Below are 26433 nucleotides of genomic sequence, written 5' to 3'. Positions count from 1 at the left end.
ACAGGCGAAGCAAATTCCAGTCCAGCGCTGGCCTGCGCCCGTCAGCGGCCGGCCGGATAAAGCGGCGCCAGCCGGGCGCCGCGGGCGGGGCGGTGGGCCTTGGCGCTCGCCCGTGCGGCCCGCTCCACCGCCGTGCGCAGGGCCTTGCCGTTCCAGCGCCGGGTGTCGGCGCCATACAGATGGCGGGCAAGGTCGGTGCCGGCGGCGGCAAGGGCAGGGTCGGCGCCGGCGAACGCGCCCTGTCGCTCCAGGGCGGCATAGGCCGTGTGGGCGGCCACCGCATCATGCCGCCGGCAAGCGTCGATGAGGTCCGCCAGCAGGCGGGCGCGGGGCAGACCCGACACAGCGCCGGGCCGGCGACGTCCGGTGCGCGGCATCGGTGTCGCATTCGCGACTGGCCGGCGACGGCGCCAGGGGCGCCAGAGCAGCAGGGCCAGCAGCGCCACCAGGAGCCCGGTGAGGATGGAGAGCCCCAGGCGATGCGCCCGCAACTGCGCCAACAGGGTCGCCGGGTCGAGCCATGCGGTCGCGGGGCTGGCGACCGGTTCCGGCGGCGGCGCCGGTTGCGTCGGGCTCTGTGGCGCGGCCAGGGCGGTGGGGGTCGGTGCCGGGCTGCCGCCGGCCGGCCGCACCTGGAGGGTCACCGCCGGCAGGGTGGCGGTTTCCTGGCGGTTGGTGGCGGTGTTCCACCATGGCACGGTGAGCGCCGGCAGGGTGAGGCTGCCGGAGGCGGAGGGCACCACCGAGAAGGTCTTGGTGAGCACCGCCGCCCCCTCGCCATCCAAGAGGGTGGCGTCGGTGCGGCTGTCCTCGGCATATTGGCGCAGCCCCTCCACCGGCGGCGGATCGAGGGGCGGCAACTGGTTGGGGCTCGCCCCCCGGGCCTTCAGCCGGATGGTGCGGGTGAGGGTGTCGCCCACCTTCACCGCGTCCACCGGTGCCGACCAGCTTTGCTCCAGGCTGACCGCGCGCGCCGGCAGGAACCAGCCGGTGACCCCTTCCGGCCGCGGCCGCACGGTCACCGACACGGGCTGGGAGCGGATCGTCTCCTCCCGCTCGCCCACCTCGCCCATGCCGTTGCGCCCGAGAATCTGCGCCAGGTCGGAACCGGCGGAGCTGCCTCTGAAGCCGGGCACGCGGGCCTTGAGGGTCAGCGGCGGGATCTCGATGGTGCCGCTCTTCTGCGGCGTCATGAGATAGCTCTGCTCGATCACCCGGTAGCGGGCCTTGCCGATGGTGGTGACATAGGTGCGCTGGCCGCCATCGGCGGTGAAGGTGGCGCCCTCGGCACTCGGCTTGTCCATGGCGCCGCCGCGCATGCCGATGCGGTCGTAGATCCGCAGGGTGACGGGAATGTCGCTCTGCACATAGGCGGGGGTGTCGGCCGCCTCCACCCGCACGAACAGCGGGCCGGCGTCTTCGGCGCGGACGATGTCCCGGCGCGCGCCGCCGGGCAGCACCTGCACCTGGGCCGGGCTGGTGGTGAGGCCGTCCACGGTGAGGGACGGCAGGGTGAGGGTTCCGGCCCGCCGGGGGCGCAGGGTCATCACCCACTGGTCGATGTGCACGGGCTTGCCGTCCCGCATCTCCGCCTGACTGGTGCGGCGGCGATCGACGATCTCGAAGTCGCGGGTCAGGGCGCTCACGTCCGGTGGATCGCGCCCCAGGCCGTCGGTGAGGGTCAGGATGTAGTCGAAGGTTTCGCCCATGGGCACCACGAAGCGGTCGGGCCCGGCGGTGACACTGGCGCTCCAGGCCGCTGTCGGCGCCGCCAGCGCCAGCAGCAGGGCGAGGGTTGCCGGCAGAAGGTGCCGCGCCGGCCGCTTCTGCGGCCGCGGGCCGGCCGTGTCGCCAATGCCCGCGCTCGTCGCCTTGGCCAGATCGCGCGCCGGCAGCATGCCGGTCTGCGGGGGCGCGCCCAGGGCACCGCCTGCGCGTCTGGCCTCGGTGATGCTCTTGGTCTCGGCTGCGCTCATGTTTTCGGCTGCTCTCATGGGGCGGGCTGCTCCTGAGGCACCGTCACCGCGCCACCACGGTAATAGGCGCGGATGCGCGCCCGCAGCAGGCCGGCGGGGTCGTCCGGCACCATCCGCAAGGCCTGCTCGTTGGTCTGGTCCTGTTCGCTCATGGGCCGCAGCAGCATGCCGCCGGGATTGGCCGATTCCGTGTCCGAGCCCGCCTCACCGGCGGGTTGTGGACGCACCGGCACGGGCCGTGCGCCCGATCGCGGCTGCACGTTCGGCCCCTCGCCCGGCTCCGGCTGGCGCGCCGGCTGCTGGCCGCCGGGTCCGGGTGGCGGTGCGGGGGCGGGGGTCGGCGCCGGTGCGGGTGTGTTGCCGGCCTTGGCGGGATCGGGCTGGTCCCGGCCATCCTTCGCGGGATCCGGCTTCTGCGCCGGCTCCTGGCCGTCCTGATCTTTGGCACCCTTGTCCTTACCGTCCTTGTCCTTGTCGCCCTTGTCCTTGTCGCCCTTGTCCTTGTCGCCCTTGTCCTTGCCACTCGGGTCTTGGCCACTCTGGTCTTGGCCGTCCTTGTCCTTGTCGCCTTTGTCTTTCTCGCCCTGGTTTTTTCCACCTTGGTCTTGGCCCGGCTTGTCGGGAGCGGGCTGCGGCTTGGGGGAGGGCTGCGGGGCGTTGCCGCTGCCGGTGCGCGGCTGCGCGGCGCCGGTGCCGGAATCCGGCGTGCCCTTGGGATCTTTGTCCTGGCCCTTGTCCTGGCCCTTGTCCTGGCCCTTGTCCTGCTTCTGGCCTTGACCCTGGCTCTTGCCTTGGTTTTTGCCCTGGTCCTGCCCCTTGTTCTGGTCCTTGTTGTCACCCTTGTTCTTGCCGGGGTCCTTGGAGGACTCGGTGTTGCCCTGGCCGGATTGGGACGCGCCGGCGCTGGAGCCGCCACCGCCGCCCCCCGCGCCACCCCCCGCGCCGCCACCACCGCCGGACTTCTGCTTCTCCTCGTCCTCCTTCTGCTTCTGCAGCAACTGGTGGACCAGATCGCGGTTGAACAAGGCGTCGGCGTTGTTCGGATCCGCCTTCAGGGCGTCGTCATAGGCGGTGAGCGCCTCTTCCAGCTTGCCGGCGCGCGCCAGGGCGTTGCCGCGATTGTAGTCGCCGCCGGGCACCCGGCCATAGGCCGCGGCGGCTTCCTCGAACCGGCCGGCCCGATAGAGGCTGCCGGCGCGCCAGGCGGGGGTCTCGAAGCGGCTGGCGGCGCCGGCGTAATCGCCCTCGGCGAACGCGCGGGCGCCCTGCTGGTCCGGCCGCTGCCACAGGTTCGCCCAGCCGCTGTCCGGGGCTGGTGCGGTGGGCTCCACCGATGGCGTCTGCGCCAGGGCCTGGCCGCCCGGCACCGCCAGCGGCAGGTGGGTCAGCAGGCCCGCCAGCAGCAGCAGGATGAGGCCGCGGCGGAAGGCGAAGGGCGCCAGCACGAGCAGCAGCAGCACCAGATACGGCCCCATGTCGGCCCATTGATCGGCGGTCATGCCACTGTCCTGGAGCGGATTGCGCGAGCGCCCGCCGGCGCCGGGGGTGAAGACGGTGTCGAGGTCGCGGCTGTCGATGGTGAGCGGGGTGAAGGCGCCGCCGCCGTCATCGGCCAACTGGGTGAGCCGGGCCTTGTCCATGCGGGTCAGCACGGGCGCGCCATCGGCCCCCGGCAGCGGGGCGCCGCCCACCGTGCCGACGCCGATGACGCTGAGCCGATAGCCCGCCTGGGCGGCGGCCCGGGCGGCGGCGCGGGTCTTCTCCGGCGCATCGCCCACCCCGTCGGTCACCAGCACGATGCGGCCGTCGCGGGCGCCGGCGCCCTGGAGCAGCTCCACCGCCCGGCGAATGGCGAGGTCGGGGCGGTTCTCGCTCACTGGCATCAGGTCGGTGGCGAGCTCCGGCAGCATCTGGCCGATGATGCGCGCATCCTCGGTCAGCGGCGCCGCCACGAACGGCACGTCGGCGAATACGATCAGCCCCACCTGGGCGCCGCGCTGGCGGGCCAGGATGTCGGTGAGCTTGTGGCGGGCGCCGGTGAGGCGGCTCGGCGCCTGGTCGGTGGCGTCCATGGAGCGGCCGAGGTTCAGCACCATCACGGTGGGGTCCAGCCGGTCGAGGGCCGGGGTCGGCAGCTTGCGCCAGGTGGGGCCGGCCATGGCCAGCGCGGCGATCACCCAGGCGGCCAGCAACAGCAGCAGCGGCCCGCGGCCCGGTCCGCCCCCGCCCTGCACCGCCAGGTGCCGCAGCAGGTGGGCATCCACCAGGCCCTGCCAGTCTTTCCGGCCGGACCGCAGTGCCCGCCAGGCGACGAGGGCCAGGGCCAGCGCCGGCAGCAGCGCCAGCAGCCAGAGCGGGCGCAGGAAATGGAAATCGGCGGGGATCATGGCTTCCCCTCCGCCGCCACCCGGCGCCGGCCGCGCGGCAGCAGCAGCGCGCCGAGGGCGAGGCTGAGCACCAGGGCGGCGCCGAGCGGCCATTGGAACAGGGCCACCGTGGCATTGAGATAGAGCGGCTCGCCGGCCACCGGCTCCAGCCGGTCGATGTCGGCATAGATGGCCGACAGCCCGGCCACGTCGCGGGCGCGGAAATAATGGCCGCCGGTGATGCCGGCGATCTTCCGCAAGGTCTCCTCGTCGAGGTCGGACGGCATGTTGAGGAGGAAGGGATTCATCGCCCGGGCATCGGCGCCGACGCCGATGGTGTAGATCTTCACCTGCTCGCGCTTGGCCAGCTCCGCCGCCTGCAGGGGATCGAGCATGCCGGCGGTGTTGGCGCCGTCGGTGAGCAGGATCAGCACCCGCTGATCCGCCGGCCGGCTGCGCAGGGTCTTCACCGCGAGGCCGATGGCATCGCCGATGGCGGTTTCCTGTCCGGTCATGCCGATGCTGGCCTGGTCCAGCAGCTCGCGCACCACCGTGCGGTCGAAGGTGAGGGGCGCCTGGATATAGGCGCGGGTGCCGAACAGGATCAGCCCGACCCGGTCGCCGACCCGGCGGGCGATGAAGTCGTCGGCCACGCTCTTGACCACCGACAACCGATCCATGGGCAGGCCGCCCACGGCGAAATCCTGCCGCGCCATGGAGCCGGAAAGGTCCACCGCCAGCATCAGGTCGCGGCCTTCCACCGGCACAGCGATCGGCGGTCCCACATAGGCGGGGCGCGCCGCGGCGAGGACGATGAGCCCCCAGATGAGGCTGGCGAGCACCAGCCGCAGGCGGCGCCCCCCGGCGGCGCGCCGTCCGGCGAGGCCGGCCGCCGCCAGTGCCTGGAAGAACGGCACCTTGAGCGCCCCCGCCCGGGGGGTGGGCGCCGGCGGCAGCAGCAGGCGCGCCACCAGCGGCAGCGGCAGGAAGAGGAAGGCCCACAGCCACTGGAAGGTGATCATGCGTGGCCCCGGATCCAGTGGCGCACCGCCGCCACCAGGGCGGCGCGGTCGATCTGCGCCGCCTCGGGCGCGCCTGGGGGCAGATAGGGGGCCAGGGCCAGGAACCGGCTGATGTCCGGCGGCAATCCCTTGGGGCCATCGGCGAGGAAGGCCGCCCAGGCGGCGCCGGTGTAGGCGGCCGCCGGCGCGTGGGCCTGGCGGCTCAGCAGCACCCGGCGCATGAGCACGGCGGCGGCCGCCCCCAGGGCCAGGGTGTCGGCCTCGGGATCACGGCTGAGCGCCTGAAAGCTCTGTAGCACCCGATAGGCGAGGGTCTGCCGGCGGCGCCATTCCAGCACGCCGGCGATCAGCAGCACCAGCACCACGGCGCCGGCCAGCAGGAACCAGCCCGGGGCCGGCGGCCAGAACGGCACCGGATCGGGCAGGTGGATGTCCCGCAGCCGCGCCAGCGGATCGGCCCCGGGATCGAACGTCACCGGCGGGGCCCGTTCGGGAAGAAGGATCTGCTCCTGTGCCATCACGCCACCGCGGGACGGCCGGCGCGCGGCGCCGCGAGCCGTTCGGGATGGAGGATGTCGCCGACATTCTGCCCGGTGCGCAGGGGCAGGAAGGCCATGCCGTGCTGGCGGCAGAACTGCTCGATGCGTCCGCGCCGCAGGGCGAACCGCTCGGCATAGGCGGCGGTGAGCGCGGGGCGGGTGGTGTCGAGGGTGGCCACCGCGTCGCCGTCGCTGATGCGGTAGGCGCCGCGCGGCGGCAGCCGGGCCTCCAGATCGTCATAGGTGAACAGCGCGGTGACCTGGCTCGACTGGGCGAGGCGGTTCAGCTCGCGGGCGGCGGCGCCGTCGAAATCCTCGAAATCGCTCAGCAGGAACACCAGGGTGCCGGGGCGCGCGGCGCTGCGCAGGTGGGCGAGGGCGCTCGCCAGCGCCGGCGCCTCGCCCGCCGCCGCCTCGCGGCCGAAGCCCTCGGCGGTGGCATCCGCCACGGCCTTCACGAAATGCAGGATGCGGCGGCGGCTGCGCTCGGGCCGGTAGGCGGTGAGGCCGAACGGGGTGAGCACCACCCCACCCACCCGATCGCCACCGGCGATGGCCACCCAGGTGAGCAGCGCCGCGGCGCGCGCCGCCAGCACCGATTTGAAGCAGTCGCGGGTGCCGAAGCGCATGCCGGTGCGGGCATCCACCAGCAGCAGCACCGGCCGTTCGCGCTCCTCTTGGAACAATTTGGTGTGGGTGCGCCCGGTGCGGGCCGTCACCCGCCAGTCGATGGTGCGGATGTCGTCGCCGGGCTGATAGGCGCGCACTTCGTCGAATTCCATGCCGCGGCCGCGGAAGGCGGAGCGGTGGCCGCCGAACTGGTGGGTCCGCACCTTGCCGCCCGGCGCGAAGCCGCCGACACCCTCGGCAGGCCGCATGGCCAGCAGCTCGTCGAGGCTGGCGACGAGACCATAGGAAGGCGGGGCACCGGGCATCTGCGCCATGGGCCGGTCAGCTCACCGGCACGCGGGCGATGAGGGCATCGAGGAAATCGTCGGTGCCCATGCCGTCGGCCTCGGCCTCGAAGGTCAGCAGCACGCGGTGGCGCAGCACCGGCTTGGCCACCGCCTGCACGTCTTCCGGGGTGACGAAATCGCGGCCGCGCAGCCAGGCATGGGCGCGGGCGCAGCGATCGAGCGCGATGGAGCCGCGCGGGCTGGCGCCGAACGACACGAGGCCGGCGAGGTCGTCGCCATAGAGGGTGGGCTGGCGCGTGGCGAACACGAACTGCAGCAGATATTCCTCCACCGCCTCCGACATATAGGTGGCGAGCGCCGCCTGGCGGGCGGCGAAGATCACCGATTGCGGCAGCGGCGCGCCGAACCGCACCTCCTCGCCATGGGCCTCGCCGCGCACCAGCCGCAGGATCTGCCGCTCGGCGGCGATGTCGGGATAGCCGATCTTCACATGCAGCAGGAAGCGGTCGAGCTGGGCCTCGGGCAGCGGATAGGTGCCCTCCTGCTCGATGGGGTTCTGGGTGGCCATGACCAGGAACAGCTTGGGCAGCGCATAGGTGACGCCGCCCACGGTCACCTGCCGTTCGGCCATGGCCTCCAGCAGCGCCGCCTGCACCTTGGCGGGGGCGCGGTTGATCTCGTCGGCCAGGATGAAATTGTGGAACACCGGGCCGGGCTGGAAGCGGAACGAGCCGTCCTCGGGCCGGAAGATGTCGGTGCCGGTGAGGTCGGAGGGCAGAAGGTCCGGGGTGAACTGGATGCGCTGGTCGTCACAGTCGATGGCCCGGGCCAGCGCCTTGATGGCCTTGGTCTTGGCAAGGCCCGGCGCCCCTTCCACCAGAAGGTGGCCGTCGGCCAGCACCGCCACCAGCAACAGGTCCACGAACGCCGGCTGCCCCAGGATGCTGGTGTTCATGTAATCGGCGAGGCGGGTGAAGGCGCCCTGCAGGTCAGCGGCATCGAGCGCGCTGTCGGCAAAGGTGGCGTCGGGCAGGGAAGGTGTCACTGAGGCGTTCCGGTTCGGCCGTCGAATGGAGACCTTATAGACCCTGTGCGGCGCAATACGCAGCCGGGCAGAGGATCATTCTTCGCCAGCGCGGGATTGCGGGCGCATGCAGGCTATGGTTGAAAACCATATGGCGTGCCCAACGCATTGCCGAGAAACAGCGTGCCCCCGGCCGGTCGCGGCTTCCAAAACCGGCGATCACTGGCATCATGCTGGACAGAATGTCGCAGGCGTCCGGTGAAGGCCGCCGCAGGAGAGGCCCATGGAGGAGACCGCCATTCCCCGTGTTCTGCTGGTGGATGACGATGTGGACATGCTGTCCGAGCTCTGCGAGGGCCTGGAAGGTCTGGGAATGACCTGCCTCACCGCCTCGACGGCCGTGGAGGCGCTCGACGTGGTGCAGCAGAATCCGGCGCTGAAGGTGATCGTCACCGATCTGCAGATGCCGCGGATCGACGGCATCGAGCTGTTGCAGAAGCTTGCGGTGCGGCGCCAGCGCCATCCCATGGCAGCCATCGTCATCACCGGCCACGCCTCCCTCGACCGGGCGGTGGGCGCGCTGCGCCTGCATGCGGTGGATTTCCTGCAGAAGCCGCTGTCGGCGGAGGAGGTGGCCCACGCCATCCGCCGCGCCCTGGCGCTGGTGGCCGATGAGGAGGCCGAGGCGGCGGCCGGCGAGCCCGGCAAGGCGGCGGTGCCGCGCCCCAATTATCTGCGGGCCCTGGTGGCGGCCCGGGCGGATCGCGATGCCATCTTCCAGAGCGGCCTGTTCTCGGATCCGGCGTGGGACATGATGCTGGATCTGGCGGTGGCCGAGGCCAGTGGCCGGCCCATCTCCGTCACCAGCCTGTGCATCGCCTCCGGCGCACCCACCACCACCGCCCTGCGCCGCATCGACGACCTGAAGGATGCCGGCCTGATCGACCGCGTGCCGGATCCGCGCGACCGGCGGCGGGTCATCGTCCACCTCACCGATACCGGGCGGGCGCGCATGGAGGCCTTCGTCAAGCGGCAGGCCGATCGCATCGGCATCAAGCTGGACTGACGGGCGCGGGGCTGGGCCGCCGCTCCCAGGGTGCGGCAACAGCGCGCAGGTGGGCCAGGCCGGCGCCACGGAAATGTCGCGCCGGGGCCACTTTCCGGCCGCCGATGGCGGCGCGCCGGCAGGGGAGCGGGCGGGGTCGCCCGCTTGTTCCGGCCGCGCCCGATCCCCACATCTGCAGCAGCAGCTCCGCCGCTGCGCCCTGCGCGCCGGCAAGCGTGTTGGAGCGGGTTGAAGGGGGACGGCATGACGAAAGGTCATGTTGAAGCACCGCACCGCGGGCAGGTGTCCGGGTGGGGGACAGGTGCCCTGTCCGTCGGTGCCGAAGCTGGCATCGGCGTGTATCAGTGCCGCGCGGGTCCGTGGCGCCGGGGCATCGCCGGGGGCGGCGGGCTGCAGCTTCGGGCAAGCGCGGTTCCTTATTCTCGCCTTCCCAATCTGGTCGGGTGCACGTAAAGAGAATGGTTACGGAACTCGGCTAGGGTGCCGACGAAGGTGCGCCAGGTGCGACCGCCCACGAGGAGCGGACGCCTTCTCTGTGTCGCAGCGGACGTCGGTGGGATGTCGCACCTCGCGTATCCGAAGATCGCGCCGGATGGACCGATCGGGTCCAGGACGGTGTCGGGTACGGTCACGGTGGACGGCAACGGAAACGGCAAAGCGGCCGAGGTGTCGCGTCGGGCGAGTGACCGGCGCGCGCCACGGCGGGGCGGCCTTCTCTTCGAGTGACGAGGGTCATGGCGGGAACCACTTTGGGAACGGAACCGGATTTCGACGACGCCGGGCCTCAGCGCCGCTGGCGGACGTCGCATGTGGTGATGCTGAGCGTGCTCGGTGTCGGCATTGCCGGCGCCGCCACCTTCGCCGCCACGTCCGGTGCGGCCTGGGTCTCCACGGCGCCGCAGGTGACCGATCTCGACCTGCGTCGCTCGGTGGCCGCCGAGCGTCGCAGCTATCGTCTGGCCAGTGCCGCCGATGCGGTGAGCCGGGCCGATGGCCTGCCGGCGGCCGGCGCCATCGAAATCGATTCCTATTGGCTGCTGGGCCCGCGCCTCGCCGCGCCCGCCGGCACCTTCTCCGGTGCCCGGCTGGCGGGCGGCAGTGATCTCGATCGTGACGCCCGGGTGGCGCAGATCATCGTCGAGAGCGCGCCGGCGCCGTCGCGCAATCCGCTGATGGCCGGTCGGCTGCCGGAACCCATGCAGCAGCTGGCGGCGGTGCCGCTGCCGCCCAGCAATCCTCTGTCCCGTCAACGTCGGCAGACGGCCGGGCAGGTGGCGTCCCTGACACCCATGGATCTTCCCGCCAGCGAGACGCCGGCGGTCCGCGCGCCGGATCGGGTGCCCGATGAGGCCCGCGCCAGCACGCCGAAGCCCTCCGGCCAGGGGGCCGACGGTCTGGCGCTGGGGGTGACGGCGCCCAAATCGGTGAGCGAGCCGGTGGGTCTTCCCAAGCCGGGCAGCGGCTACGCCCTCTACGATATCGAGGGGCAGATGGTGTACATGCCCAATGGGGATCGCTACGAGGCCCATTCAGGCTATGGCGACTCCATGGACGACATCCGCAAGGTGACGCTGAAGATGCGTGGCCCCACGCCCCCCAACATCTATAACCTGCGGCCGCGGGAAGCCCTGTTCCACGGCGTGGCCACCCTGCGCATGACCCCGGTGGGCGGTGGCAAGATGTATGGCCGCGACGGCTTCCTGGTGCATCCCTTCATGATGGGGCCGCGCGGCGACTCCAACGGCTGCGTCTCGGTGAAGGACCATGACAAGTTCATGGCCGCCTACAAGCGCGGCGAGGTCACCAAGATCGTGGTGGTGGACCGCCTGCCGGGCCATCTGAAGCCGGCGCCGTCGCTTTTGTCCTGGCTATTGCCCAAATCCTCCAACGCCTCCGCGGAGTGAGCGCCCGGCGGCGCTCGGGTCACTGGGGCTTCGTTCACCGGGTCTTGGGTCCCTGGCCTTGCGTCACTGGCCTTGGGCCCTCCGCACCGTGGCCGCGCTGCACCCTGGCCCCGTCGGGTTGGGAGTGGAACCGGTTGCGCGTCTTCCGGCGCCGTTGCGCCGGGATGCCATCCCTCGCGCCACCGTGGGTCGTCAGGCCGCGGCGAGCGCCTGAAGCGCCCGTTTGAGGGTCGCTTCGCGCTCATTCTTTGCGCGCCCTCTTCGTGCGCCTGCTTCGTGCGTTTTCTCGGCGCGCCCGTGATCTCCCATCGCAGCATGTCCCTGGGCCGTTCCAGCCGGCGTTCCGCCGCTGGCGCAGGGGAGGTGCGGAACTATCTTTAGATATAGCTGTTGACTCTCGATATATCGAACGATATGTATTGGCCACATCATATCGAAAGATATATCTAAGGAGATGTTCCATGTTTGGATGCAGACCGCATCGTGGCCCCCGCGAGGGCGAGGGCCTTGGGTATTTCGCCGGCGAAGGTGAGCGGGGCGGCCCGCGGGGCCCCCGGGGCGGCCGGTTCCGCGGCGGTGGCGGCGGCGACATGTTCCGCCTCGGCCGCATGCTCGCCCAGGGCGACCTCAAGCTGCTCGCCCTGACGCTGATCGCCGAGCAGCCGCGCCACGGTTACGAGCTGATCAAGGTGATCGAGGAGAAGACCGGCGGCTGGTATTCGCCGAGCCCGGGCGTCATCTATCCCACCCTCACCTTTCTCGAGGAGGCGGGCTATGTGACCGCCACCACCGAGGGCGCCAAGAAGCTCTATGCCATCACCGACGAGGGCACCGCCTATCTCGGCCAGAACCGGGATCTGGCCGATGCCATCCTCGGCCGCCTGTCCGAGATCGGCCTCAAGATGAGCCGGGTGCGCAAGTGGATGGGCTGGGGTGACAGCGGCACCGGCGAGGCGGCCGCGCTGCCGCGCCTGGTGGAGGCGGCGCTGGAGAACCTGCGCGAGGTGAGCCAGGAGAAGCTGGACGCGAGCCGCGCCGCCGAAACCCGGATCGTCGAGATTTTGGCCCGCGCCGCCAACGACATCCGCGAGGCCTGAGCCACCCGCTCGAACGCCTGTGCGCTGGCTGTGCGCCGGGACGGGGACCTGCTCCCCGCCCCGGCGCATTTGCGATGTGGGGCCGGGCGGATTATGCAGCGGACCAACTGTTGCCCCGCATTGCCCCCGAGCTGTCCCATGTTTGCTCCCGAAAGTGGCCTTCCCTTCGACGACATCCGCGCCCTCATCGCCGCCATGCCGGCGGCCAATGAGGATGCGCGCAATGCGGCCCTGCGCCGCCAGGGCCAGCTGGTGAAGCCGCCGGGCGCGCTCGGCCGGCTGGAGGAGATCGCCGTTCACCTCGCCGCCTGGCAGGGCAATTCCATGCCCACGGTCAACCGGCCCATGGTGGCGGTGTTCGCGGCCACCCACGGGGTGGCGGACCGCGGCGTCTCGCCCTATCCCGGCGCGGTGACCCGGCAGATGATGGACACCTTCACCGCCGGCAAGGCCGCGGTGAACCAGATCTGCGCCACCTTCGACGCCGGCCTCCGGGTGTTCGACCTCGCCCTCGACTATCCCACCCCCGACATCAGCCGCGAGGCGGCCCTCGACGAGAAGGCGTGCGCCGCCACCATGGCGTTCGGCATGGAGGCCATCGCCGGCGGCTCCGACCTCCTGTGCCTGGGCGAGATGGGCATCGGCAACACCACCATCGCCGCCGCCATCTGCCATGGCCTCTATGGCGGCACCGCCGAGGATTGGGTGGGCGCCGGCACCGGCTCCACCGGCGCGGTGCTGGAGCGCAAGCTCGCGGTGGTGCGCGAGGCGGTGGCCCTGCATGGGCCGCACCTCAAAGATCCGCTGGAAGTGTTGCGGCGCCTGGGCGGCCGCGAGATCGCCGCCATGGCGGGGGCGATCATCTCCGCCCGCCACGAAAAGGTGCCGGTGGTGCTGGACGGCTATGTGGTGACCGCCGCCGCCGCCGTGCTCCATGCCATCGACCCGTCCGCCATCGACCATTGCCTCGCCGGCCACGTCTCGGCGGAAAAGGCGCATGGCGCGGTGCTGGAGCGGCTGGGACTGAACCCCATCCTCGATCTCGGCATGCGCCTCGGCGAGGGGTCCGGCGCCGCCATGGCCATCGGCGTGGTGAAGGCGGCGGTGGCCTGCCATCGCGGCATGGCCACCTTCGCCGAGGCTGGCGTTTCCGAGGAAAGCTGAACCACGAGCCGCCGTCAGGCGGCGACCCGCAGCGCCCGGCTCGCCGGGAAGCACACCAGGGCGCGGGTGCCGCCGGTGGCGCGGCGGGTGAGCTGGAACGTGCCGCCATGCAGCTGGGCGAGCCCGCGCACGATGGCGAGGCCCAGCCCGGCGCCACGGCCGCTGTTCACATCGAGCCGGCTTTCCCGGTGGCGGGCATCGTCGAGGGGCAGCTCGCTCTCGGCAACGCCGGGCCCCGTATCTTCCACCGCCAGGAACGGCGCGCCGGTCTCGTCGCGGCCGGTGACAAGCCGCACCTCGCCGCCGGCGGGGGTGAATTTCACCGCATTGGCCAGAAGGTTCAGCGCCATCTGCCGCACCGCCCGTTCATCGCCCCACAGATGCGCCGGGCCGTGGCTGTCCTGGCCGAGGGCGAGCTGGTGGGCGCGGGCGTCGGGAGCCATCATGGCCAGGCACTCCTGGCCCAGCCGCTCCAGATGCACCGGTGTTTCCAGCAGCACCCGGTGGCCGCTCTCGATGCGGGCGAGGTCCAGAAGATCGTCGGCCAGCGCCAGGAGATGGCGGCCGGAGGCGAGGATGTCGCGGGCGTATCCGGCATAAGCGGGAATGCGATGGGGGCCGAGCACCTCGTCGGCCATCATCTCCGAAAACCCCATCACCGTGTTGAGCGGGGTGCGCAGCTCGTGGCTCATCTCGGCGAGAAAGCGGGATTTGGCGAGATTGTCCGCCTCCGCCTGGGCGCGGGCCGCCTCGGCGGCGGCGGCGCGGGCTTCGAGAGCAGCGCGGTCGCGATCGAGTCGCCGCGCCTGCGCCAGCAGGAGGGCGCCGGCGCCGAGGCCCACCACCGCACCGGCGGCCGCGGCCCAGGCCCCGCCAAGGGCGAAGGTTGCCCCGCCAAGGGCGAAGGTTGCCCCGCCAAGGGCGAAGGCCGCTGCGGCGAGACCGAGCACGCCGGTGGCGGCCACCAGCAGGGCGGCCGGGACCGGCGAGGGGACTGCGAGGGGAGCGCGCTCCGGCCCCGGCGATGAGGCGGGGCGGGGCGTGTCCTTCACCCGGGGGTGAGCGGAACCGTGCATGCGAGCCCTTCGCGCTGGCCGGCCCGAAGACCGCCGGGTGCCGGGATTGACCCTTCGACTCCTCGCCGAAAGGCAGTTAACGAAGGGTTAACGCTCCTGTGTTCAGGCTGGGTCGTCAACCGTTGCTCTGCGATCGGGCCCACTTCGGGTCCGTATTGGGAAGGTCGCAACCGCCGCCATGCGCATATTGGATGTGATCGTCGCCTTCGCCATCGTGCTCGCCGTGGGCCTTGTCGCGGAGTGGCTGACGCGCAAGGAGGTGCTGAGCGGCACCGCCACGGTGAGCGATGGCGACAGCTTCACCCTCAACCATCAGCGCATTCGCCTCGAAGGCATCGATGCGCCGGAACTGCGCCAGACCTGCCAGCGCGACGGCACCAGCTGGCCCTGCGGCGAGGTGGCCCGCTTCGGCCTGGCGGAGCTGGTGCTGCGCGGGCCGGTGTTCTGCACCTCCGGCTCGCGGGATCGTTATGACCGGCGCCTGGCCCGCTGCACCGTGTCCGGCACCGATATCGGCGAGGAGATGGTGCGGCAGGGCCTTGCCGTCGCCTATGGCCGGCACGGCTACGCCGCCGCCGAGGAGGAGGCCCGCGCGGCCCGGCGGGGCCTGTGGAGCGGAAGCTTCGAGCGGCCGCAGGACTACCGGGCCGCCCATCCCCGCGGCGGCTGAACCGCCGCGCTTGCGCCCGCCGGCGCCCTGTGGTCTGTGCTGGTGAAAGATGGAGGAGACGCCACACCATGAAGCTCTATGATCAGGCCCGCGCCCCGAACCCGCGCCGTGTCCGCATCTTCCTGGCGGAAAAGGGCATTTCGGTGCCGCTGGTGTCCGTGGACCTGGGCAAGCTGGAGCATAAGAGCGCCGAATTCACCCGCATCAATCCGCGCCAGGCGGTGCCGGCCCTGGTGCTGGACGACGGCACCGTGATCAGCGAGACCATGGCCATCTGCCGCTATTTCGAGGCGGTGCAGCCGGAACCCAACCTGTTCGGCGCGACCCCGCTGGAGCAGGCGCAGGTGGAGATGTGGCAGCGCCGGGTGGAGCTGGAGCTGTTCCTGCCGGTGGCGGCGGTGCTGCGCCATCTCAACCCCGCCATGGCCGCCATGGAGGTGCCCCAGGTGCCCCAGTGGGGCGAGGCCAACAAGCCCAAGGTGCTCGCCTTCCTCGAATTTCTGAACGGCGAGCTGGCGGACCGGGCCTATGTGGCCGGTGCCCGTTTCACCGTGGCCGACATCACCGCCATCGTCGCCGTGGATTTCATGCGGGCGATCCGCACCGAGGTGCCCGAGCACCTCACCCATGTGTGGCGCTGGCGCCATGTGGTGTCGGAGCGCCCGAGCATGAAGGCCTGATGCCATGCGGCTGACGGTGGTGGGCTGCGGCGATGCCTTCGGCTCCGGCGGGCGGGGCAATTCCTGCTACCATGTGGAGAGCGCAGACCTGGTGCTGACGCTGGATTTCGGCGCCAGCGCCCCGGTCGCCCTCAACCGGCTGGGGCTCGACCCGGCGCGCATCGACATGGTGGTGCTGAGCCATCTGCACGGCGACCATTTCGGTGGCCTGCCCATGCTGCTGCTGGACGGCCAGTTCGTGCACCGGCGCAGCCGGCCGCTCACCATCGTCGGCCCCACCGGCACCCGTGCCCGCCTGGACCTGCTCATGGAGGCCATGTTCGCCGGCATGGGCCGCAACACCTGGCGGTTCGAGTGGCGGGTGGAGGAGGTGGCGCCGGGCGGCACCCTCGCCCTCGGCCCGCTCACCCTCACCACCGCCGAGGTACGCCATTTCGCCGGGCCCCCCGCCACCGCCCTGCGGCTCGGCCTCCATGGGCGGACCCTGGCCTTTTCCGGCGATACCGAATGGACCGAGGCGCTGCTGCCCATCGCCCACGGTGCCGATCTCTTCATCTGCGAGAGCTATATGTTCGACGGCGCGCCGGTGGGGCACATGGCCTACACCACCATCGCCGCCCAGCGGGCCGCGCTCGGTGCCCGCCGCATCCTGTTGACCCATATGGGCGATGCCATGTGGGAACGGCGCGGCGCCGTGGATGGCGCCCATTTCACGGTGGCGGAGGATGGCCTCGTCCTCGACATCTGAAGCCGCTCTCGACGCGTTGGTGGCCCGCATCCGCGCCTGCCGGGTGTGCGTGGAAGCGCCGCGCGGCGCGCCGCTGCCCCATGCGCCGCGTCCGGTGCTGCAGGTGTCGGCCACCGCCCGCATCCTGGTGGCGAGCCAGGCGCCGGGCACCAAGGTGCACGCCAGCGGCCGGCCCTTCACCGATGCCTCGGGGGATCGCCTGAGGGCCTGGATGGGGGTGAGCGCCGACGAATTTTATGATGCCGCGCGCATCGCCATCGCCCCCATGGGCTTCTGCTTTCCCGGCCAGGACGCCAAGGGCGCGGACCTGCCGCCCCGGCGCGAGTGCGTGGCCACCTGGCACGATGCGGTGTTTGCCGCCTTGCCGCCGTTCGCTCTGGTGCTGGCGGTGGGGCGGCCGGCGCAGGCCTATCATTTGCGCCGCCTCGGTCTTGGCCACCTCGTGGGCCGCGGCCTCACCGAGACGGTGGCGAACTGGCGGGCGGTGCGGGACGCGGGCGCCCGGCTGCCACGGCCCACCGTGCTTTATCCGCTGCCCCATCCTTCCTGGCGCAACACTGGCTGGCTGAAGCGTAACCCGTTTTTTGAAGAGGAACTGTTGCCGGAGCTGAAGGCCGATATCGCCCGCCTGCTGCGCCTCGTCGCAGGTGCGCGGCGTTGAGATCCTTCCCATCTCATGTGCGATTTGGCATGCATGAGGCGGCATCTGACTGCAGTTTGGGCAGCGCAGGCCGGGCCTCAAAGCTGGGCATGCCTGTTGCCTGAGCGATGGGCACGCCCATTAGTGAGGCTTTGCAGGAAGGGCGCATCGTGCGAAGCAACATATTCGATTGGTTCCAGAGTGCTGCCGCAAGCGCCTCCGATGCCCTGCGCAGCCTGTTGTCAAAGGGCGCGACGCCGCGGCAGGGGAGAGACGAGATGGCCGAGACCGGCGGAACCGAAAACGCGGGCTCCGTGCCTGCGGTGAGCGAAGATCAGGTGCGCGAGGCGCTGTCGCAGGTGCGCACGCCGGATGGGGTGGCCCTTTCCAAGTCGCCGGCGCTGTCCGGCGTGGTGGTCACCTCCGGCAAGGTCTATCTCTCCATCAATGTGGAGCCGGCCCAGGCGCGGGCCTGGGAGAGCGTGCGCATCGCCGCCGAGAAGGCGGTGGCGGCGCTGCCCGGCGTCGCCTCGGCGCTGGTGGCGCTGACCGCCGAAAAGGCCATGGGGGCCTCGACTGGCGCGCCCGCCGGAGCCCCGGCTGCGCCCAAGGCGGCCCCGCCGCCGCCCCCCCGCGGCACCGCCGTGCCGGGGGTGAAGGCCATCATCGCCGTCGCTTCGGGCAAGGGCGGCGTGGGCAAGTCCACCACCTCCATGAACCTGGCGCTCGGCCTGCGGGACCTGGGCATGACGGTCGGCCTGCTGGACGCCGACATCTACGGCCCGTCTTTGCCGCGCCTCTCCGGCCTCAGCGAAAAGCCCGAGATGGAGGAAGGCAAGACCATCATCCCGCTGGAGAATTTCGGCCTGAAGCTGATGTCCATCGGGTTCCTGGTGGATGAAGAGACGCCGATGATCTGGCGTGGCCCCATGGTGATGAGCGCCATCACCCAGATGCTGCGCGACGTGAAATGGGGCCCCCTCGACGTGCTGGTGGTGGACATGCCCCCCGGCACCGGCGACGCCCAGCTGACCATGGCGCAGAATGTGAACCTCGCCGGCGCGGTGATCGTTTCCACCCCCCAGGACATGGCCTTGATTGACGCCCGGCGCGGCGTCGCCATGTTCGAGAAGGTGAATGTGCCGATCCTCGGCGTGGTGGAGAACATGGCCTATTTCGTCTGCCCCCATTGCGGCGGGCGGTCCGACATCTTCGGCCATGGGGGTGCCCATGCGGAGGCGGACAAGATGGGTGTGCCGTTCCTCGGCGAGATTCCCCTGCATATGCGCATCCGCGAGATGTCGGACGCGGGAACGCCGGTGCTGGTGTCCGATCCCGAGGGTGAGCAGGCCGCCGCCTATCGCCATGTGGCGGCCGGCGTGAAGGCGGCGCTGGAGCGGCTGGAGACCGCCGCCAAGCCCGCGCCACGCATCGTTATGGAGTAATCGCGTAATAATCTGTCGTACGGTATGGTGTTGACGCACATTTCAGTGCGCCAACACCATTTTTGCGATGCAAACATGCTTCCCCTGGGCTCGGACCGGCTCTAGATAGGGCCAAGACGCCGCTTCACCCCGTGCGGTCGGGTCGCGTCGCCAAAGACGTTCTAGGGAGCTGCTCCATGAAACGCCGTGATTTCCTCACCGCCGCTGGCGCCGGTGCCGTCGCCTCCACCGCCGTCGCCATGCCGGCCATCGCCCAGACGATGCCGGAAGTGAAGTGGCGCTGCACCTCGTCCTTCCCCAAGTCCCTCGACACCATCTATGGCGCCGCCGAGCTGATGGCCAAGGCGGTGTCGGAGGCCACCGAGGGCAAGTTCCAGATCCAGGTGTTCGCCGCCGGCGAGATCGTGCCCGGCCTGCAGGCGCTGGACGCCACCCAGAACAAGACCGTCGAGATGTGCCACTCGGCGTCCTATTACTATGTGGGCAAGGACCCGACCTTCGGTCTCGGCACCGCCATTCCGTTCTCGCTGAACACCCGTCAGACCAACGCCTGGTTCCTGTTCGGCAACGGCCTCAATCTGCTTAACGACTTCTACAAGAAGTACGGCGTCTACATGCTGCCCGGCGGCAACACCGGCGGCCAGATGGGCGGCTGGTTCCGCAAGGAGATCAAGTCGGTCGCCGACCTGCAGGGCCTCAAGATGCGCATCGCCGGCATGGGCGGCCAGGTGATGGCCAAGCTCGGCGTGGTGCCGCAGCAGCTGGCCGGCGGCGACATCTACCCGGCGCTGGAGAAGGGCACCATCGACGCCGCCGAGTGGGTCGGCCCCTATGACGACGAGCGGCTCGGCCTCTATAAGGTGGCGCAGTATTATTATTACCCCGGCTGGTGGGAAGGCTGCGCGGCCCTGAACTTCTTCTTCAACCTCGAAGAGCTGGAGAAGCTGCCGAAGGCCTATCGCTCGGCCCTCGAATCCGCCTGCGCCCGTGCCAACGAGAGCATGCTGGCGAGCTACGATGCCAAGAACCCCATCGCCATCCAGAGCCTGGTGAAGTCCGGCACCCAGCTGCGCCGCTATCCCAACGACGTGCTGGACGCGGCCTATAAGGCGGCGCACAGCCTCTATGACGAAATCTCCGCCAAGAACCCCGAGTTCAAGAAGATCTGGGACGACGTGAAGGCGTTCCGCAACAACGGCTATCTGTGGTGGCAGATCGTCGAGTTCACCTATGACGACTTCATGGTGCGCGCCCGCGCCCGCGGCTGATCGCGCTCCGCCTGAGTCTTTTGCCCCGGCGTGCCCGCGCGCCGGGGCTTTTCTTTGCCCCCTGTCCTTAGCCCGCGTGCGGGGGAAGGGCCCATCGCGCCGCTTCCCTTGCTATCGGCGGGGCGAAAAACTAGTGTCCGGCCCCATGGCGGCGCAGTCTTCGCGCCCGCTTCCTCGGCGCGAGCGGCCGGGCGCGGCCTTGGCCGCCGCCATCGGGGCCCGCGCCGTCGCCGGTTTCCTCGTCGCGAGCCTTGAGATGATCGACCCCGCCCTTCCGCCGCATATGCGGCCCGACCGTTCCTTCCAGGCCCTGCTGCTGACCCTTCAGCGCTTCTGGGCGGACCAGGGCTGCGTCATCCTCCAGCCCTACGACATGGAGGTGGGCGCCGGCACCTTCCATCCCGCCACCACCTTGCGGGCGCTCGGCCCCAAGCACTGGAAGGCGGCCTATGTGCAGCCCTCGCGCCGCCCCAAGGACGGGCGCTATGGCGAGAACCCCAACCGGCTGCAGCATTATTACCAGTTCCAGGTGATCCTGAAGCCCTCGCCGGAAAACCTGCAGGAGCTGTATCTGAAGTCCCTGGAGGCCATCGGCGTCGATCTCAAGCTGCACGACGTGCGCTTTGTGGAGGACGATTGGGAAAGCCCGACCCTGGGCGCCTGGGGGCTCGGCTGGGAGTGCTGGTGCGACGGCATGGAAGTCTCGCAATTCACCTACTTCCAGCAGGTGGCGGGCTTCGAGTGCGCGCCGGTTTCCGGCGAATTGACCTATGGGCTCGAACGCCTCGCCATGTATGTGCAGGGGGTCGAGAACGTCTACGACCTCAATTTCAACGGCCGCGAGGGGTCGGAGAAGACCACCTATGGCGACGTGTTCCTGCAGGCCGAGCAGGAATATTCCCGGCACAATTTCGAATATGCCGATACCGACATGCTCTTGGAGCAGTTCCGCATGGCGGAGGGCGCCTGCACCAAATACCTGGCGGCGGGCGCCGATGGCGAGCGGCACCTGATGGCGCTGCCGGCCTATGACCAGTGCATCAAGGCCTCCCACGTGTTCAACCTGCTGGATGCCCGCGGCGTCATCTCGGTGACCGAGCGGCAGAGCTACATTCTGCGGGTGCGCGAGCTGGCCAAGGCCTGCGGCGCCGCCTGGCTGAAGACCGCCGGCGGCGGCGCCGACGTGAGCGGGGCGCGATCATGAGCGGCGCCAAGACCCTGTTTCAGCTTTCCGGCGCGCCGCAGCACAAGCCGGTGCTGGGCCGCGCCGCGGTGGTGATCATCGACGCCCAGCGCGAATATGTGGACGGCATGCTGCCGCTGGAGGGCGTCGGCCCGGCGCTCGCGGCCATCGGCCGGCTGCTGGCGGCGGTCCGGGCGGCGGGCGCGCCGGTGATCCATGTGGCCCACCGCGGCCGTGCCGGCTCCGGCGGTCCGTTCGATCCCGAGCGGACGGGCTTCGCCTTTGCCGCGCCGGCCCTGCCGGTGGCGGGGGAGGCGGTGGTGGAAAAGACCTTGCCCAGCTCTTTTGCCGGCACCGACCTTGAGGAGCGGCTCGCCGCCACCGGCCGGCCCGACCTGATCCTGGCCGGCTTCATGACCCATATGTGCGTGAGCACCACGGCCCGGGACGCGCTGGACTTCGGCTTCACCACCTTCGTGGTGGCCGATGCCGTCGCCACCCGAACGCTGCCGGATCCGCTGGGCGGGCCGGACATCGCCGCCACCGACATTCATCGCACCGCGCTCGCGGAGCTCGCCGATCGCTTCGCCACCGTCGTCACGACGGCCGAGATTGCCTGAAAATCAGCCCCATGCCCGATCTTCTGCTTGAACTCTTCTCCGAGGAAATCCCCGCCCGCATGCAGGCGCAGGCGGCCGACACCCTGCGCAAGCTCGTCACCGATGCGCTGGTGGATCGCGGCCTGATCTACGAAGGCGCGAAAGCCTTCGTGACGCCGCGCCGGCTGGCGCTGGCGGTGCACGGCCTGCCGGGCAAGCAGGCGGACCAGAAGGAGGAGAAGAAGGGCCCCCGCGTCGGCGCGCCCGAGGCGGCGCTCGCCGGCTTCCTCAAGAGCGCGGGCCTTGCCTCCATCGACGAGGCGAAGATCCAGTCGGACCCCAAGAAGGGCGACTTCTATGTGGCGGTCATCGAGAAGGCCGGCCGCACCACGCCGGAGGTGATCGCCGAGATCATTCCGGAGATCGTGCGCGCCTTCCCCTGGCCGAAATCCATGCGCTGGGGCTCGGGCTCCCTGCGCTGGGTGCGGCCGCTGCACACCATTTTGTGCACCTTCGGTTCCGAGGGTGACGAGCCGGAAGTGGTGCGCTTCGCGGTGGACGACATCGTCTCCTCCAACGTCACCCGCGGCCATCGCTTCATGGCGCCCGCGCCCTTCACCGTGAAGCGGCTGGACGATTGGATGGCGAAGCTGGAGGCCGCCAAGGTGGTGGCCGACCGCGACCGCCGCAAGGCCATCATCCTCAACGATGCCAAGGATTTGGCGTTGGCCGCCGGGCTCGATCTGGTGGAGGACGAGGGCCTTCTGGAGGAGGTCTGCGGCCTGGTGGAATGGCCGGTGGTGCTCATGGGGTCGTTCGAGGAGCGTTTCCTCGACATTCCCGATGAGGTGATCCGCGCCACCATCCGCGCCAACCAGAAATGCTTCGTGCTGAAGGACCCCAAGACCGGGCGCCTCGCCAACCGCTTCATCCTGATCTCCAATCTGGTGGCGAGCGACGGCGGTGCGGCCATCGTCTCCGGCAACGGGCGGGTGATCCGGGCGCGGCTGTCGGACGCCAAATTCTTCTGGGATACGGACCGGGCCCACAGCCTGGAGAGCCGGCTGCCGAAGTTCGAGCACATCACCTTCCACGAGAAGCTCGGCACCCAGGCGGCCCGCATCGCCCGCATCGCGAAGCTCGCCGCGATCATCGCTCCCGAGGTGGGGGCCGATCCGGCGCTGGCGGCGGAGGCGGCGCGGCTCGCCAAGGCGGACCTCGTCACCGAGGTGGTGGGCGAGTTCCCCGAATTGCAGGGCCTCATGGGCCGCTATTATGCGCAGGGCGAAGGCCTCGCCCCGGAGATCGCCGCCGCCTGCGAGGAGCATTACAAGCCCCAGGGCCCGAGCGACCGCGTGCCCAAGGCCCCCGTCTCCGTGGCGGTGGCCCTGGCCGACAAGCTCGACACTCTGGTGGGCTTCTGGGCCATCGACGAAAAGCCCACCGGATCGAAGGACCCCTATGCGCTGCGCCGCGCCGCGCTGGGCGTGATCCGCATGGTGCTGGAGAACGGGCTGCGGCTGCGGCTCTCGAGCCTCATCGCCGCTGCCGCCGAAGTGCTGCCGCAGGCGAGCCCCGGCCCCTGGCAGGGCGATCTCCTCTCCTTCTTCGCCGATCGGCTGAAGGTGCATCTGCGCGAGAATGGGGCGCGGGTGGATCTGGTGGATGCGGTGTTCGCTCTGGAGGGGCAGGACGACCTGTTCCTGCTGGTGAGCCGCATGACGGTGCTGGCCCGCTTCCTGGAGACCGAGGACGGCAAGACCCTGCTGGCCGGCTATCGGCGCGCGGTGAACATCCTGCGCATCGAGGAGAAGAAGGACGGCCGCACCTACCAGGGCCCCACCGACGCCACCTTGCTGAAGGAAGAGGCCGAGGAAAAGCTCGCCGCCGCCATGGACGCGGTGAAGGAGCGCATGAAGGCCGCCCTCCTGAAGGAGGATTTCGAGACCGCCATGACCGCCCTCGCGGATCTCAGGGCCCCCGTCGATGCCTTCTTCGAGGCGGTGACGGTGAATGCCGAGGACCCGGCCCTGCGCGAGAACCGGCTGAAGCTCCTGGACGAGATCCGCACCGCCACCCGCGCCATCGCCGATTTCGACCGCATCGCCGGCTGATCTGCCGGCCCTGCTGCCATCTGAACGGCCCGGTCCCCGCGACCGGGCCGTTTTTGCGTCGGCGATCAGGGACATGAGCCGTCGGTGATGTCGCCGCCGTCCTTGTTTGTGTTGCTCAATTGAGCTACATAGGGGCGAGAGGGAGACACGTCATGGCGACGACCGCATTTGTACGCGCCCGGGTTGATGAGCAGGTGAAGGCGGAGGCCGAGGCCGTCCTGAGCTATTTCGGGCTGACCATTTCGGACGCGGTGCGCCTCACCCTGACGCGCGTTGCCCGTGACAAGGCTTTGCCGCTGGAATTGAAGATTCCGAACGCCGAGACACAGGCTGCCATGGCCGAATCCCGCGCCATGCTGGCGGCGCGACAGGCCCGCTTCCACGCGGGGCAGGACCTGATCGATGCCCTCGACAAGAAAGCCCGCTGACAGGAAGCGGGCGAAGCCTCTCAGAGCCTGCGATTTCACGAAGTCGTTCGTGAAGGACTGGGAGCGCCTCTCCCGCTCCGGGCGCTATGACATGGTGCGCCTGAAAGAACTCATGCTGCTGCTGGTCGCCAATGACGGGCCGCTCGAGCCCGAATGGCTGGATCATCCGTTGAAGGGCGTATGGGCCGATCACCGCGAGTGCCACATCGGCGGTGATTTCCTGCTGATCTATCAAGTGGACGGACATCAGATCAATTTTGTTCGCGCGGGAACGCACGCGGACCTCTTTGAGTGATCGGCAGCCCGAAGGGGCCGTTGTGATGGCAGTCCGGTCCCCGCGACCGGGCCGTTTTTGCGTGTGGTGGGGGCTGCGTGCACGCTTGAGGCCTCCTTACGAAGGTACCATGCTTGCGCAGCGTCAGATTTTTTTACCTGGCGAAGCTGTGACATCGGTCGCGGAAAGGCGGCAAAAGCACTTTGTTGAAGCGCGAAAGTCAGAAATAGAAACTATTTCGTCTTTCTCTATATTTCTTCATTTGCACGCGTTCACGAGTCATTAATCGAAGTAAACAACATCTTCTTCTTCCTCTTAGCAATTTTTTCATGGCCTTCGGCGAGGTTAACCCCTGTGTTGAGTTGAGTAACAGGTGGCGTAACAATGACCGATGCCTATCGGCCGAGGGTAAAATACGTAATCGGCCCTGATGGTGGTCCGTTGACCATCGCCGACCTGCCGCCGCCCGACACGCGGCGCTGGGTCATCCGCCGCAAGGCGGAGGTGGTGGCAGCGGTGCGGGGAGGTCTTCTGTCCCTGGAAGAGGCGTGCAAGCGCTATACTCTGACCGTGGACGAATTCCTCTCCTGGCAGGCCTCCATCGACCGCCACGGTCTGCCGGGGCTGCGCACCACGCGCATCCAGCATTACCGGCAGTGATGCGGTCGGCCCGGTTCCACGCCGGGGCGAGAGGGGGGCAGGCGCCGCACGGCGTTCACCAAAGGCCGATGGGCTCTTCGCCTGTCGGCCTTTGATTTTTGGTGAGGTTCGATCGCGATGGAGCGGCGGCTCGGTTCCTGCGCTGTCCCCCGTGTACGGCGCCGTCGAGCTCCCTCTCCCGCGTGCGGGGGAGGGGTGGGGAGGGGGCAAAACGCTGGAGCTGGCAGCCCGGCCGTGAGGTGAAGCGCAGCGCCGGGAATCGAAAATGTATTGAACATCAAAGGCCGGTGCCATTGGTCGCGTCCCGGCCCCCTCCCTTGCCCTCCCCCGCAAGCGGGAGAGGGGATGCGCCCTTCAACAGGCCGTTCTCGCTTGAATGTCGATGGGTGCGAGACGCGCCGCCGAACGGCGGGCTGGTCAGGCGACCCGCCGCCCTTCCCGGTAGACGGCCCGCACCACCGGGATCTCCCCCGCCAGGGCCACCCGCAGCAGATCGGCCCGCTTGCCGGGGGCGATCTCGCCGCGATCGGTGAGGCCCACCACCTCGGCCGGGGTCTTGGTCACCCGCTGCACGGCGTGCGGCAGGGAGAGGCGCGGCACCCGGCGGGCGAGGTCGAAGGCCGACCACAGCAGGCTCGCCGGCACGTAATCCGAGGAAAGGATGTCGAGCAGGCCGGCCCGCGCCAGCGCCGCGGCGGAGGCGTTGCCCGTGTGGGAGCCGCCGCGCACCAGATTGGGCGCGCCCATGAGCACCCGGATGCCGGCCTCGTGGGAGAGTCGCGCCGCCTCCTCGGTGGTGGGGAATTCGGCAATGGCGACGCCATCGCCGATGGCCTCCGCCACGTGCTCGGGGGTGGCGTCATCATGGCTTGCCAGAATGCAGCCATGGGCGTGGCCCAGGGCCACCAGCCCCGCCCGGTTCTTGCGGGCATAAAGGCTGTGATATTCCATGCGGGTGGCGACGATGACATCCGCCTCGTCGGCGGAGATGCCGCTCTTCTTCATGTAATAGCTGCGGAACTGCTCGACGCTGGCGAACTGGCGCTGGCCCGGGGTGTGATCCATGAGGGAAACGAGGTGGATGGGGGTTTTCGCCATGAGGGCGGCGGCATCCTCCACCACCGTATCGGTGGCCACTTCGCAGCGCAGGTGAATGCGGTGGTCGGCCCTGAGCGCATCGGCGGCGCGGGCGGCCTCCAGAGCCGCGATGAGGGTCGGGGCATCCCCATCCATGCCCACCGCCTTCTTGTCCGGCCACACCCGCAGGGAATCAAACACGGTGGTGATGCCGGCGGTGGCGATTTGCGCATCATGGGCGAGCACGGCGGCGAGCGGGTTCCATTTCACCTTGGGCCGCGGCGCCAGATGGCCCTCCACATGGTCGGTGTGCAGCTCGATGAGGCCAGGCAGCACATAATCCCCGCCGCAATCTTCCGCCCTCGCCTCCGCCCCCGCCGGCGCAGCGCCGGTGCCGATCTCGGCGATGCGCCCATCCACCAGGCGCACATGGCCGTGCACCATCTCTTCCGCCAGGATCAGGCGGGCGTTGGTGAGCACGTGTTCGGTCATGGTG

General features: G+C 69.9%; 24 protein-coding genes. 16 read left to right on the top strand and 8 right to left on the bottom strand.

Annotation, left to right across the window (positions count from 1 at the left end):
• Window positions 1–41: 41 nt before the first annotated feature.
• Genes ACU4E7_RS06440 through ACU4E7_RS06415 form a run of 6 tightly spaced genes read right to left on the bottom strand, consistent with a single transcriptional unit; the run spans window position 42 to window position 7775 of the window.
• Entirely contained in the window at window positions 42–1976 is a 1935-nt protein-coding gene (locus tag ACU4E7_RS06440; protein WP_447021018.1) for a BatD family protein, read from the bottom strand.
• Window positions 1977–1990: 14 nt separating this feature from the next.
• Window positions 1991–4363, bottom strand: a complete 2373-nt coding sequence (locus ACU4E7_RS06435; RefSeq protein ID WP_447021017.1) for a VWA domain-containing protein — start codon at window positions 4361–4363, stop codon at window positions 1991–1993.
• On the bottom strand, window positions 4360–5364 hold the full coding sequence (locus ACU4E7_RS06430) for a vWA domain-containing protein (protein ID WP_447021016.1): 1005 nt from the start codon (window positions 5362–5364) through the stop codon (window positions 4360–4362). The genes ACU4E7_RS06435 and ACU4E7_RS06430 overlap by 4 nt, the downstream gene beginning before the upstream one ends.
• A complete protein-coding gene (locus tag ACU4E7_RS06425; protein WP_238123537.1) occupies window positions 5361–5882 on the bottom strand; it encodes a DUF4381 domain-containing protein in 522 nt (173 codons plus the stop codon). The genes ACU4E7_RS06430 and ACU4E7_RS06425 overlap by 4 nt, the downstream gene beginning before the upstream one ends.
• A complete protein-coding gene (locus ACU4E7_RS06420; RefSeq protein WP_238123536.1) occupies window positions 5882–6847 on the bottom strand; it encodes a DUF58 domain-containing protein in 966 nt (321 codons plus the stop codon). The genes ACU4E7_RS06425 and ACU4E7_RS06420 overlap by 1 nt, the downstream gene beginning before the upstream one ends.
• A 7-nt stretch (window positions 6848–6854) precedes the next feature.
• Window positions 6855–7775, bottom strand: coding sequence for an AAA family ATPase (locus ACU4E7_RS06415; protein ID WP_238123593.1), 921 nt, complete (start codon window positions 7773–7775; stop codon window positions 6855–6857).
• Between the two features lie 352 nt (window positions 7776–8127).
• Here ACU4E7_RS06415 and ACU4E7_RS06410 point away from each other — a divergent pair, with 352 nt between their 5' ends.
• The 4 genes from ACU4E7_RS06410 (at window position 8128) to cobT (ending at window position 13075) form a co-directional block, all read left to right on the top strand.
• Entirely contained in the window at window positions 8128–8910 is a 783-nt protein-coding gene (locus ACU4E7_RS06410) for a response regulator (RefSeq protein WP_447021015.1), read from the top strand.
• Between the two features lie 734 nt (window positions 8911–9644).
• Entirely contained in the window at window positions 9645–10814 is a 1170-nt protein-coding gene (locus ACU4E7_RS06405) for a DUF2778 domain-containing protein (RefSeq protein ID WP_238123534.1), read from the top strand.
• 461 nt (window positions 10815–11275) lie between these two features.
• Window positions 11276–11911, top strand: coding sequence for a PadR family transcriptional regulator (locus ACU4E7_RS06400; RefSeq protein ID WP_447021014.1), 636 nt, complete (start codon window positions 11276–11278; stop codon window positions 11909–11911).
• Between the two features lie 138 nt (window positions 11912–12049).
• Window positions 12050–13075, top strand: coding sequence for a nicotinate-nucleotide--dimethylbenzimidazole phosphoribosyltransferase (gene cobT / locus ACU4E7_RS06395; protein WP_238123532.1), 1026 nt, complete (start codon window positions 12050–12052; stop codon window positions 13073–13075).
• 14 nt (window positions 13076–13089) lie between these two features.
• Here the strand turns inward: cobT and ACU4E7_RS06390 are convergent, their stop codons facing one another.
• A complete protein-coding gene (locus ACU4E7_RS06390) occupies window positions 13090–14151 on the bottom strand; it encodes a sensor histidine kinase (protein WP_447021013.1) in 1062 nt (353 codons plus the stop codon).
• A gap of 178 nt (window positions 14152–14329) precedes the next feature.
• On the opposite strand from ACU4E7_RS06390, the gene ACU4E7_RS06385 reads away from it, so the two are divergent.
• The 12 genes from ACU4E7_RS06385 (at window position 14330) to sciP (ending at window position 24860) form a co-directional block, all read left to right on the top strand.
• Window positions 14330–14821 (top strand): thermonuclease family protein, encoded by a 492-nt coding sequence (locus ACU4E7_RS06385; RefSeq protein ID WP_447021012.1) that lies wholly within the window; start codon window positions 14330–14332, stop codon window positions 14819–14821.
• Window positions 14822–14889: 68 nt separating this feature from the next.
• Window positions 14890–15501: a glutathione S-transferase family protein gene (locus ACU4E7_RS06380; RefSeq protein WP_447021011.1), complete on the top strand. Its 612-nt coding sequence runs from the start codon at window positions 14890–14892 to the stop codon at window positions 15499–15501.
• Between the two features lie 4 nt (window positions 15502–15505).
• Window positions 15506–16249, top strand: a complete 744-nt coding sequence (locus tag ACU4E7_RS06375) for an MBL fold metallo-hydrolase (RefSeq protein WP_447021010.1) — start codon at window positions 15506–15508, stop codon at window positions 16247–16249.
• Complete coding sequence (locus ACU4E7_RS06370; protein ID WP_447021009.1) at window positions 16227–16910, top strand: uracil-DNA glycosylase family protein; 684 nt, start codon at window positions 16227–16229, stop codon at window positions 16908–16910. The genes ACU4E7_RS06375 and ACU4E7_RS06370 overlap by 23 nt, the downstream gene beginning before the upstream one ends.
• 257 nt (window positions 16911–17167) lie before the next feature.
• Window positions 17168–18334: an Mrp/NBP35 family ATP-binding protein gene (locus ACU4E7_RS06365; protein ID WP_447021008.1), complete on the top strand. Its 1167-nt coding sequence runs from the start codon at window positions 17168–17170 to the stop codon at window positions 18332–18334.
• 176 nt (window positions 18335–18510) lie between these two features.
• Window positions 18511–19602 carry a TRAP transporter substrate-binding protein gene (locus tag ACU4E7_RS06360; RefSeq protein ID WP_238123525.1) on the top strand — a complete coding sequence of 364 codons (1092 nt, stop codon included), beginning with the start codon at window positions 18511–18513 and terminating at the stop codon, window positions 19600–19602.
• Window positions 19603–19858: 256 nt separating this feature from the next.
• Entirely contained in the window at window positions 19859–20806 is a 948-nt protein-coding gene (locus tag ACU4E7_RS06355; RefSeq protein ID WP_447021594.1) for a glycine--tRNA ligase subunit alpha, read from the top strand.
• On the top strand, window positions 20803–21405 hold the full coding sequence (locus tag ACU4E7_RS06350; RefSeq protein WP_447021007.1) for a cysteine hydrolase family protein: 603 nt from the start codon (window positions 20803–20805) through the stop codon (window positions 21403–21405). The genes ACU4E7_RS06355 and ACU4E7_RS06350 overlap by 4 nt, the downstream gene beginning before the upstream one ends.
• Before the next feature lie 11 nt (window positions 21406–21416).
• Complete coding sequence (glyS, locus tag ACU4E7_RS06345) at window positions 21417–23498, top strand: glycine--tRNA ligase subunit beta (RefSeq protein WP_447021006.1); 2082 nt, start codon at window positions 21417–21419, stop codon at window positions 23496–23498.
• Window positions 23499–23650: 152 nt separating this feature from the next.
• On the top strand, window positions 23651–23926 hold the full coding sequence (locus ACU4E7_RS06340) for a type II toxin-antitoxin system RelB/DinJ family antitoxin (RefSeq protein WP_447021005.1): 276 nt from the start codon (window positions 23651–23653) through the stop codon (window positions 23924–23926).
• The gene (locus ACU4E7_RS06335; RefSeq protein WP_447021004.1) at window positions 23901–24221 is read left to right on the top strand and encodes a type II toxin-antitoxin system YafQ family toxin; all 321 of its coding nucleotides are present in this window, start codon (window positions 23901–23903) and stop codon (window positions 24219–24221) included. The genes ACU4E7_RS06340 and ACU4E7_RS06335 overlap by 26 nt, the downstream gene beginning before the upstream one ends.
• Before the next feature lie 363 nt (window positions 24222–24584).
• Entirely contained in the window at window positions 24585–24860 is a 276-nt protein-coding gene (sciP, locus tag ACU4E7_RS06330; protein ID WP_012113328.1) for a CtrA inhibitor SciP, read from the top strand.
• Window positions 24861–25277: 417 nt separating this feature from the next.
• Here sciP and ACU4E7_RS06325 read toward each other — a convergent pair whose 3' ends face one another.
• Complete coding sequence (locus ACU4E7_RS06325) at window positions 25278–26429, bottom strand: alpha-D-ribose 1-methylphosphonate 5-triphosphate diphosphatase (protein WP_447021003.1); 1152 nt, start codon at window positions 26427–26429, stop codon at window positions 25278–25280.
• Window positions 26430–26433 lie beyond the last annotated feature (4 nt).

It is taken from the genome of Xanthobacter sp. ZOL 2024, assembly GCF_052932325.1.
This window is presented reverse-complemented; position numbering and strand designations above follow the sequence as displayed.

Excerpts from the sequence above, each read along its gene's own strand:
- ACU4E7_RS06400 (WP_447021014.1), top strand. The coding sequence starts at position 11,276 with ATGTTTGGATGCAGACCGCATCGTGGCCCCCGCGAGGGCGAGGGCCTT.
- ACU4E7_RS06360 (WP_238123525.1), top strand. The coding sequence starts at position 18,511 with ATGAAACGCCGTGATTTCCTCACCGCCGCTGGCGCCGGTGCCGTCGCC.
- ACU4E7_RS06375 (WP_447021010.1), top strand. The coding sequence starts at position 15,506 with ATGCGGCTGACGGTGGTGGGCTGCGGCGATGCCTTCGGCTCCGGCGGG.
- ACU4E7_RS06355 (WP_447021594.1), top strand. The coding sequence starts at position 19,859 with ATGATCGACCCCGCCCTTCCGCCGCATATGCGGCCCGACCGTTCCTTC.
- ACU4E7_RS06415 (WP_238123593.1), bottom strand. The coding sequence starts at position 7,775 with ATGAACACCAGCATCCTGGGGCAGCCGGCGTTCGTGGACCTGTTGCTG.
- ACU4E7_RS06365 (WP_447021008.1), top strand. The coding sequence starts at position 17,168 with ATGGCCGAGACCGGCGGAACCGAAAACGCGGGCTCCGTGCCTGCGGTG.
- cobT (WP_238123532.1), top strand. The coding sequence starts at position 12,050 with ATGTTTGCTCCCGAAAGTGGCCTTCCCTTCGACGACATCCGCGCCCTC.
- ACU4E7_RS06385 (WP_447021012.1), top strand. The coding sequence starts at position 14,330 with ATGCGCATATTGGATGTGATCGTCGCCTTCGCCATCGTGCTCGCCGTG.
- sciP (WP_012113328.1), top strand. The coding sequence starts at position 24,585 with ATGACCGATGCCTATCGGCCGAGGGTAAAATACGTAATCGGCCCTGAT.
- ACU4E7_RS06325 (WP_447021003.1), bottom strand. The coding sequence starts at position 26,429 with ATGACCGAACACGTGCTCACCAACGCCCGCCTGATCCTGGCGGAAGAG.
- ACU4E7_RS06430 (WP_447021016.1), bottom strand. The coding sequence starts at position 5,364 with ATGATCACCTTCCAGTGGCTGTGGGCCTTCCTCTTCCTGCCGCTGCCG.
- ACU4E7_RS06405 (WP_238123534.1), top strand. The coding sequence starts at position 9,645 with ATGGCGGGAACCACTTTGGGAACGGAACCGGATTTCGACGACGCCGGG.
- ACU4E7_RS06420 (WP_238123536.1), bottom strand. The coding sequence starts at position 6,847 with ATGGCGCAGATGCCCGGTGCCCCGCCTTCCTATGGTCTCGTCGCCAGC.
- ACU4E7_RS06410 (WP_447021015.1), top strand. The coding sequence starts at position 8,128 with ATGGAGGAGACCGCCATTCCCCGTGTTCTGCTGGTGGATGACGATGTG.
- ACU4E7_RS06435 (WP_447021017.1), bottom strand. The coding sequence starts at position 4,363 with ATGATCCCCGCCGATTTCCATTTCCTGCGCCCGCTCTGGCTGCTGGCG.
- ACU4E7_RS06350 (WP_447021007.1), top strand. The coding sequence starts at position 20,803 with ATGAGCGGCGCCAAGACCCTGTTTCAGCTTTCCGGCGCGCCGCAGCAC.
- ACU4E7_RS06370 (WP_447021009.1), top strand. The coding sequence starts at position 16,227 with ATGGCCTCGTCCTCGACATCTGAAGCCGCTCTCGACGCGTTGGTGGCC.
- ACU4E7_RS06380 (WP_447021011.1), top strand. The coding sequence starts at position 14,890 with ATGAAGCTCTATGATCAGGCCCGCGCCCCGAACCCGCGCCGTGTCCGC.
- glyS (WP_447021006.1), top strand. The coding sequence starts at position 21,417 with ATGCCCGATCTTCTGCTTGAACTCTTCTCCGAGGAAATCCCCGCCCGC.
- ACU4E7_RS06390 (WP_447021013.1), bottom strand. The coding sequence starts at position 14,151 with ATGCACGGTTCCGCTCACCCCCGGGTGAAGGACACGCCCCGCCCCGCC.
- ACU4E7_RS06440 (WP_447021018.1), bottom strand. The coding sequence starts at position 1,976 with ATGAGCGCAGCCGAGACCAAGAGCATCACCGAGGCCAGACGCGCAGGC.
- ACU4E7_RS06425 (WP_238123537.1), bottom strand. The coding sequence starts at position 5,882 with ATGGCACAGGAGCAGATCCTTCTTCCCGAACGGGCCCCGCCGGTGACG.
- ACU4E7_RS06335 (WP_447021004.1), top strand. The coding sequence starts at position 23,901 with ATGCCCTCGACAAGAAAGCCCGCTGACAGGAAGCGGGCGAAGCCTCTC.
- ACU4E7_RS06340 (WP_447021005.1), top strand. The coding sequence starts at position 23,651 with ATGGCGACGACCGCATTTGTACGCGCCCGGGTTGATGAGCAGGTGAAG.